At 69.5% G+C, this 7654-nt stretch carries 6 protein-coding genes; 2 read left to right on the top strand and 4 right to left on the bottom strand.

Annotated features, from left to right (window positions below; genetic code table 11):
- On the bottom strand, positions 1 to 887 hold an 887-nt coding region (locus AC1DYD_RS37600; protein ID WP_478177827.1), incomplete at its 3' end, for a hypothetical protein.
- A gap of 685 nt (positions 888 to 1572) precedes the next feature.
- Between AC1DYD_RS37600 and AC1DYD_RS37595 the strand changes: the two genes are divergently transcribed.
- Entirely contained in the window at positions 1573 to 2775 is a 1203-nt protein-coding gene (locus tag AC1DYD_RS37595; protein ID WP_478177826.1) for an acetate kinase, read from the top strand.
- Between the two features lie 17 nt (positions 2776 to 2792).
- Entirely contained in the window at positions 2793 to 4301 is a 1509-nt protein-coding gene (locus tag AC1DYD_RS37590) for a sigma-54 interaction domain-containing protein (RefSeq protein WP_478177825.1), read from the top strand.
- Here the strand turns inward: AC1DYD_RS37590 and hpnE are convergent.
- The 3 genes from hpnE to hpnC form a co-directional block, all read right to left on the bottom strand.
- The gene (gene hpnE, locus AC1DYD_RS37585; protein ID WP_478177824.1) at positions 4253 to 5584 is read right to left on the bottom strand and encodes a hydroxysqualene dehydroxylase HpnE; all 1332 of its coding nucleotides are present in this window, start codon (positions 5582 to 5584) and stop codon (positions 4253 to 4255) included. The genes AC1DYD_RS37590 and hpnE overlap by 49 nt on opposite strands.
- Before the next feature lie 262 nt (positions 5585 to 5846).
- Positions 5847 to 6686, bottom strand: coding sequence for a presqualene diphosphate synthase HpnD (gene hpnD / locus AC1DYD_RS37580; protein WP_478177823.1), 840 nt, complete (start codon positions 6684 to 6686; stop codon positions 5847 to 5849).
- A 13-nt stretch (positions 6687 to 6699) separates the two neighbouring features.
- Positions 6700 to 7641 (bottom strand): squalene synthase HpnC, encoded by a 942-nt coding sequence (gene hpnC / locus AC1DYD_RS37575; RefSeq protein WP_478177822.1) that lies wholly within the window; start codon positions 7639 to 7641, stop codon positions 6700 to 6702.
- Between the last annotated feature and the right edge of the window lie 13 nt (positions 7642 to 7654).

Raw genomic sequence — 7654 nt, 5'->3', positions numbered from 1 at the left:
GTGCTGCTCGAAGCGGCTGTGCCGCCCGCGCCGCTCGCGCCACCCGCGCCAGCCGTGCCGCTCGAACCGGCTGTGCCGCCGTTGCCGCCTGCGCCACCCGGGGAACCGGCCAAGCCACCGTCACCACCTGAGCCGCCTGAGCCTGCCGACGTGCCACCGGAACTGCCGCCGCCGCCGCCGCCGCCGGTCCTGCCGCCCAGAGCCGCGGACAGACTTCCGCTGCTTCCGCCGCGTCCGCTGTCACCGCTCGAACCGCCGCGTCCGCCGTCGCCGCCACTGGACGAGGCGCGTCCGCTGCCGGTCAGGCCTGCGGCGATGCCGCCGAGGCCGTTGCCGCCGTCACCTGCCGTGGAATCGCCGATCGTGGCGCTGCCATGCGTGATGGCGCCGTTGGATGCGCTGCCACCCACCGCACCGACCGCACCGGTGCCCGTGGCGCCGTTGCCGCCCGTGCCCGTGCCATAGGCTGCGCCGCCCTTGCCCGTGCCGCCACGTCCGCCATAGCCGTTGCCGCCCGCGACAGAGCCATTGTTGGTGGCGTAGTTGCCGATGTTGGACACGCTGTTGCCGGACACATAGCCCTCCAGCTTGCTCACCGCTGTCGCCTTCGCTGTGTTGAAGGCGTTGGTGAAGTTCGCGGTGGAGCCATTGTTGACGGCGGCAGAACGCTCGGCACTGGCCTCGGCAGCACCCGAGTCCTTGTTGGTACTCGAGCTGGTACGTGAACTCGTGCGCGTGCTGGTACTGGTGCTTGTGCTGGTACTCGTGCTGGTGTTGCTGCCCGCCACGGTATGTTGGTGGGTGTCCTGATCCGTGTCATTGGCGAGCACCGAACCACTGAACCCGAAGGCAAGTGCAATGGCCGAAGCCAGAAGTGTCTTTTTCATGAACCCTCCAGAAAGTTGAACAAGCTTGGTATTGACGTGCGTTGCCGCAAATCGGAGGTCCATGTGCAACTTCGGTGCCAGCAAATTACGGCTTGTTTCGCGCGGCCTTGCGTTCAGAGGCGAAGGCCTGCATTGCAGGCGTTCGACTCGGTGAGTGCTCGCTGCCGAGATCGGGCCCGCGCAGGCGAACCAGCACTTGCGTTGTCACACTCCCTTGACGGCCGTTCGATGTAGCGCCGCGGCTGCGCGCGGAGGGGCCGACAGCCCCTGCACCGACGCCGGCCTTCGACCGGACGCCCATTCCGTCTCATCGGCGTGACGGTCGATGTCGTGGAAGCAAGGCGTTGCGCGGGGCCTGTTCCCGACGCAGCGAGGCCAGGCTTGACGCTACGCGCCACGTGCAGGTCACGGAGCCGCCGGACAGAAGTGCCACAAGCCTGAGACAGCTCCGAAAATTGCTACAAAACGCTTACCTTTGATTGCAAATTGTAGCTTGGTGTACTTGTTCTTTACGCTTAGGCTGCGGCGTGAAACGCTCCCACGAAGAAGCCAAGAGAGAGGGGACACCATGGAGACCTTCGGTCCGTGCAGGGCGCTGGCATTGCTGGCCTGTTCGTCACTGGCATGGTCGGGTGCGACGGCTCAGAGCCAGAGTGCTTCTTCGAGTCGAAGTGCCAACAAGCGCATGGAGGCACTGCAGCAGCAGGTCCAGGAGCAGGGCCGGCAGATCGACGCGTTGAAGCAGCAGTCCGAACAACAGGAGGCGCGCTACCGCGAACTGCAGGAGCGTCTCGCGACCCAGGAGGCGCGTGGCGCGCCGCGCCCGGAGGCCACGCAGACTGCCGACAGAAAGCCGGCGGCGGAAGGCGAAGGCGCCGACTCCGGCGCGAGGCCGGTGCAGGTGGGTGTCGCGCCAAGCGACGAGAGTCCGCAGCCGCCGCAATATGCACAGCTGTTCGACGAACCCGGCGTCCTCACGCCCAAGGGCAAGTTCGTCTTCGAGCCCTCGCTGTTCTACGGCTACTCGTCGAGCAACCGCGTCGCACTGGTGGGCTACACGGTGATCCCGGCGCTGTTGATCGGCCTGGTCGATGTGCGGGAGTTCAAGCGCAACACCTTCATCGGCACGTTGACCGGACGGTGGGGCGCCACCAACCGGCTCGAGTTCGAAGCCAAGCTGCCCTATGTCTCGCGTTCGGACTCCACCATCAGCCGCGAAATCTTCACCGGCTCGGCCTTCGACAACGTCTTCGACACCAAGGGCAAGGGCGTCGGGGATGCCGAGTTCGCGGCCCGCTACCAGATCACCGATGGCAAGGATGGCAACCCCTACGTGATCGGCGGGCTGCGCTTCAAGTCCAAGACCGGCAAGGATCCGTTCGAGGTCGTCACCGATTGCGTGACGCGCTGCATCGGCAACGCCACGGGCACCGGCCTGCCGCTGGACCTGGCCACCGGCTCGGGCTTCTATTCACTGCAGCCGGGCGTCACCTGGCTGCTGCCTTCGGACCCCGCGGTGTTCTTCGGCGGCCTCAACTTCACCTACAACTTCCCCCGCAGCGGGATCAGCCGATTGGTGCTGAACGGCGAAAGAGAGTTCATCGGCGACGTCAAGCCCGGCAATGTGTGGGGCCTGAATTTCGGCATGGGCCTGTCGATCAACGACCGTTCGTCGTTCAGCCTCGGCATGGAGCTGTATTCGATCGGCCCGACCGAGCAGAACGGCCAGCGCGTGATCGGCTCGGTGCGCACCCAACTGGGCTCGCTGCTGCTCGGCTACTCGTACCGCTACAGCCCGAAGACCACCCTGAACGTGACCGTGGGCGCGGGATTGACGCGCGACACGCCCGACCTTCAGCTGACTGTCCGGGTGCCCATGTCGTTCTAGCCACAGGTGATCTCGCCATGCAGCAGCCAGGGAGCATTCTTTGCGTGACGCTCGGCGGTCATTCCGCCCGGGTGGCGGAGCAATTGCTCGCGAGGGGCTGGAACCTCAGCGCCGTCATGGACCTGGCGGCCGCGGGGCGGCTGCAGGCGCATCGGCATTTCGCGCTCGGGCTGTTGGTGGTCGGCGCCGAAACGAGCGTGACCGAAGCGGCGATGGAGGCTTGCGTCGCCGCCTCCCCGGGGGCTGAATGGGTGGCTGTTTGCGAGGTCCAGGCGCTCGAATCGCCGGCCTTTCGCGAGCTCGTCCTGGGGCACTTCTTCGATCACATGCTGTTGCCCCTCGACCTCCGCGAACTGGAGATGGTCCTCGGTCACGCGGCGCAGCGGGCCATCCTGCGGCATCGCAACGAGGCCGCACGCCGGACCGCGGTGGACGCGCTCGGCATGGTCGGGCAGGGACCCGCGATCACGCGGCTGCGCGAGCAGATACACAAGGTCGCTGCGACCGAGGCGCCGGTGCTGATCGGCGGCGAAAGCGGCAGCGGCAAGGAGCTCGCCGCGCGCGCCATCCACCAGTGCTCGCAGCGCTCGGCCGGGCCTTTCGTCGCCGTCAATTGCGGCGCCATTTCGCCGACCTTGATCCAGTCCGAACTGTTCGGCCATGAGCGGGGCGCCTTCACCGGCGCCTCGTCGGAACGGCGCGGGCTGATCGAGGCGGCCAGCGAAGGCACCATCTTCCTCGACGAGATCGGCGACCTGCCGCTCGAACTGCAGACCAATCTGCTGCGCTTCCTGCAGGAGAAGACGATCAGCCGGGTCGGCGGGGTGCGCAACCTTCATGTCGATGTGCGGGTCGTGGCGGCGTCGCACGTCGACCTGGCCGAGGCGGTCGCGGTGGGGCAGTTCCGGGAAGACCTGTTCTATCGGCTCAACGTGCTGTCGATCGAGGTCGCGCCGCTGCGCCGGCGCATGGAGGACGTGCCGATCCTGGCCGAGTACTTCTTCCAGCGCTGCATTGCCAAGAGCCGGACGCGGGTCAGGGGATTCAGCCGACAGGCGCTGGCCGCGATGCTCGCGCACGGCTGGCCGGGCAATGTCCGCGAGCTGTTCAACCGCGTCCAGCGCGCGGTCGTCATGACCGATCGGCGCTTGATCGGACCGGCCGATCTCGGCCTGGAGGCGGTCGAGAACGTGGCCGGTATGGGGCTGGACATCGCGCGCACGACGGCCGAGCGCGATGTCATCAGCCTGACGCTGACGCGGGTCGGACGCAACATCACGCACGCCGCGCGCGAACTCGGCGTTTCGCGCATGACCTTGTACCGGCTGATGGAGAAGCACGGCATCGCACTCGAGTCCGAGTCGCGGCTCCAGCCGGCGCCGGCCTGGACTGCGGCCGCGCCGGTGATTCGTCCGACGCCCTCGGCGCGGGTCGGAGACCCGCTGGACGCCATGATGAAGACGGCGGGCGCCGCCGGCTACCGCGCCGATTGGTCCGGCGCCGGCAAGCCGGCCGGGCGCGCCTGAGGGTCGAGCGCCCGCACGGCAGCCATCGCGCTGCGCACCGCGCCTTCGAGCGTGGCCGGATAGGGGCCATCGACATGGTCGCCGCAGGCGAGCAGGCCCTGGGCGATCTGCTGTGGCGGGCGAAGCAGCCCCGGCGCGCAGGCGAAGGTGGCGCGCCGCTCGACCACCGTCAGCACCGCTTGCAGCCCGGTCAGGCCGAGTTGTTCGCGGGCCTGCGCCAGCACCTGCCGCTGCAGCAGCTCGCGGTCCGCGCTGCTGGCGCTGATGACGAAAGCCAGCAGCCCGCGCGGGCCGCCGAGCCGGCCGCGGTCGAACACGAACTGCGCCGGCGCGTCCGGCCGGCTGCGCAGCGCGAGCACCGGGGAGGGCAGCACGGCGTCGCCATGGAGGTAGACGGTCGCGATGGCTTCGTGGCGCAAGGCGTCGGCCGTGGCAGCCCAGCCTGGCGCTTCGGCCGCGGCCAACCGTGCCGCTTCCCACGGCGGGCAGGCCAGCACCACGCGATCGAAAGGCTGGGCGTCGACCCGCCAGCCGGCGCCGTCGCGTGCCAGCGCGCGCACCCGGCGACCGGTTTCGATCCGGGCTCCGTGCTGTCGGAGCCAACGCGCGGCGGCGTCGGGGAACAGGGCGCCGAGGTCGAAGCGCGGCAGCAGCAGCTGCGATCCGCCCGGGATCTTGAACAGCGCGTCGCCGAGCACCCGCAGGAACACCCGGCCGCTGGCTTCGGCCGTCGGCGTGTTGAGCGCCGACAGGCACAGCGGCTCGGTGAGTTCGGCCTGCACGCGCGGCGTCAGCGTGGCGCAGAGGCCGGCGACGGTTTCCGATTCGGCACAGCTGAAACCTTGCCGCCGCCAGCGGGTCGAGGTCATGAGCAGCGACAACTTGTCCTGCCATGACCAGCCACGTGCGCCCAGCACGCCCGCCAGGACGTCGAAGGGCGCCAGGCCGCGCGTCGCGCGGTCGAGCCAGCGCGGCAGCTGCGGCAGCGACAGCCCGCCGCCGTCGGGAAAGCGCAGCGCCAGCGGGATGCGCTGCAAGGCCGCGTCGGCGTCGATGCCGACACGCGCCATCAAGGCCAGCGTTTCGGTGTAGGCCCCGATCAGGATGTGCTGGCCGTTGTCGAGCAGCACCGGCGTGCCGTCGGGCAGCGTCGCGGGCAGCGCCCGGGCGCGGCCGCCCCACTGGCGCGCGGCCTCGAAGACCGTGACCGAATGCCCGGCCCGCGTCGCTTCGACCGCGCAGGCCATGCCGGCCCAGCCGCCCCCCACCACTGCGAGATTCATGGCTCGCCCCCAGGTTGCCCGCACTTCGTGTCGGGCGCCCACCCCCTGCCGGGGGCAACACCTGCGGCCCGGCAAAGCCGGTTCCGCGGTGTTTCACCAACGGGCCTGGCTGCGCCGGCCAGGGAACACGCGCTGTGTCTGTCTGCGGCTGCGCGTAGCGCGCCCGTTCGTGGGCAGTCGCGGAACCGGCTTTGCCGGGCCGCTGACTGCGCCCCCGGTAAGGGGTGGGCGGCTACACGAAGTGAGCCAGCCTGGGGGCGAGTCATATCCTTCCGAGAGCCTGGACGCGCCACGCGAGCCAGAGCTTGCGCACCGGTGTCAGGCTGACGCGCTGGTCGAGCACCTGGAAGTCGTCGCGCGCGATCTCCTCGAGCAGCGTGCGGTAGATGCTGGCCATCATCAGGCCCGGCTTCTGCGTCCGGCGGTCGGCCGCCGGCAGCAGGGCCAGCGCCTCGTCGTAGGCGGCCTGCGCGCGCTGCGCCTGGAACTTCATCAGGGCGACGAAGCGCGCCGAGTGCACGCGGTTCAGGATCTCGTGGGCCTTGACGTCGAACTGCTGCAGTTCGTTGACCGGCAGGTAGATGCGCCCGCGCCGGGCGTCCTCGCCGACGTCGCGCAGGATGTTGGTCAATTGCAGCGCGAGGCCCAGCTTGTGGGCGTACTCGGTGGTTTGCGGAGCGGTCTGGCCGAAGATGCGCGCCGCGCCTTCGCCCACGACGCCTGCGACCAGGTGGCAGTAGCGGCGCAGCGCCGGGAAGTCGAGGTACCGGGTCTGGTCGAGGTCCATCTGGCAGCCCTCGATGACCTGCTGCAGGAGCCGTTCCTCGATGCCGTAGGCGGCCGCATGCGGCATCAGCGCCTGCATCGCCGGATGGTGCGGCTGGCCGGCAAAGGACTGGGCCACCTCGGTGCGCCACCAGGCCAGCTTGGTCGCCGCGACGCCGGGGTCGCTGACTTCGTCGACCACGTCGTCGATCTCGCGGCAGAAGGCGTAAAAAGCCGTGATCGCGGCGCGGCGCGGCTTCGGGAGAAACAGGAAGGCGTAATAAAAACTGCTGCCCGAGGCAGCGGCCTTGTCCTGGACGTACTGCTCGGGGGTCATCGTGCGGGCCTCTTCATGCGGCTGATTGTCTCCGCATCCTCAAGGCTCGCCAGGCGAGCAGCGGCGCGTCGCCGCGCCCGAGGGTCGGGCGGCGGGAAAAGCTGTCGAAGCCCTGGGCCTCGATCTTGTCGACGATGCGGCTGCCGCCCTGGACCACGAAACGCAGTTCCCAGCCGGCGCGGCCGGGCAGGCGATGCACGAGCGGGGCGCCTTCCTGCATCAGCACCCGTGCCCAGGCGACTTCGCTCGCCATCAGCGCGATTGCGGCGGACGGCGGTGCGGTGGCCGCCAGCGGCGCGAAGCGCTCGAAGTCGCCGTCCACGAGCCCGTGGGCGTGGCAGTCTTCGCGGGGCAGGTAGCGGCGGCCGCGCGGCAGGTCGACGCTCAGGTCCTGCCAGAAATTGATCAGTTGCAGCGCGCTGCAGATGGCGTCGCTCTGCGCCAGCGAGCGGGCATCGGTGACGCCGTACAGGTGCAGCAGCAGCCGCCCGACCGGGTTGGCGGAACGGCGGCAATAGTCCAGCAGTTCGGCCCGATCGGCGTAGCCGGCGCGGTCACGGGTCTTTTCGATGTCCTGCACGAAGGCCGACAGCAGGTCGGCCAGCAGGCTCTCGGGCAGCGCGAAGCCGCGCATCGCCGCGGCCAGCGGACCGAACACCTCCGGCCAGCGCGGCGAAGGCGCGGCGCCGCGCGCGATGGCCGCGAGATCGGCTCGGAAGGCGCGCAGGGCCTCCAGCCGCTCGGGCGCAGCGGCATCGCCCTCGTCGGCGAGGTCGTCCGCGGTGCGCGCGAAGGCGTAGATGGCGGCGATGGGCGGCCGCAGCCGGGAAGGGCAGAGCCAGGAGGCGACGGGAAAGTTCTCGTAGTGCGTCGGCGCGGCTGCGAGCAAGGGAGGGGATGAAGATGCCACGCCGCCGATTGTCCTGCACGCTACGATGGCGGCGCCGAAGGGCATCGACCATGCATAC

The sequence above is a fragment of the Variovorax sp. P4_B11 genome (assembly GCF_056402355.1).
Note: the sequence above shows the minus strand (reverse complement) of the source record. Positions and strands in the feature narration are given on the sequence as shown.

Coding starts and splice junctions, on each gene's coding strand:
- AC1DYD_RS37595 (WP_478177826.1), top strand. CDS start 1,573: ATGGAGGCACTGCAGCAGCAGGTCCAGGAGCAGGGCCGGCAGATCGAC.
- AC1DYD_RS37590 (WP_478177825.1), top strand. CDS start 2,793: ATGCAGCAGCCAGGGAGCATTCTTTGCGTGACGCTCGGCGGTCATTCC.
- hpnE (WP_478177824.1), bottom strand. CDS start 5,584: ATGAATCTCGCAGTGGTGGGGGGCGGCTGGGCCGGCATGGCCTGCGCG.
- hpnD (WP_478177823.1), bottom strand. CDS start 6,686: ATGACCCCCGAGCAGTACGTCCAGGACAAGGCCGCTGCCTCGGGCAGC.
- hpnC (WP_478177822.1), bottom strand. CDS start 7,641: ATGCCCTTCGGCGCCGCCATCGTAGCGTGCAGGACAATCGGCGGCGTG.